This window comes from Pseudomonas sp. AC463 (assembly GCF_979253585.1).
Genome location: NZ_CEEDDZ010000987.1, coordinates 1 through 248 on the forward strand (window position 1 = coordinate 1; position 248 = coordinate 248).

Consider the following 248-nt stretch of genomic DNA (forward strand, 5'->3'; position numbering starts at 1 on the left):
CCCAGAAACCGATCAGCATGCCGACGCCATAAGTGGCCAGGGTGATCAGGCCCTGCGCAGAACTCTTGATGCTCTCGCCGGCCTTGCCGTCAGTGTAGATCTGCCCGGAGACGAAGAAGAAGTCGTAGCACACGCCGTGCAGGACGATACCGGCGACCAAAAATGCCACCAGCTCGCCGCTATTGCCGTAGGCGAACAGCACATAGCGCAGCGCCCAGGCGGCCATGCCCACCAGCAAGGTCGCTTTG

The 248-nt window shown here is 61.7% G+C and carries 1 pseudogene; it reads right to left on the bottom strand.

Features of this window, described 5'->3' with window-relative positions:
* Positions 1 to 248: pseudogene (locus AC0IYH_RS33185) on the bottom strand (MFS transporter); the annotation flags it as partial.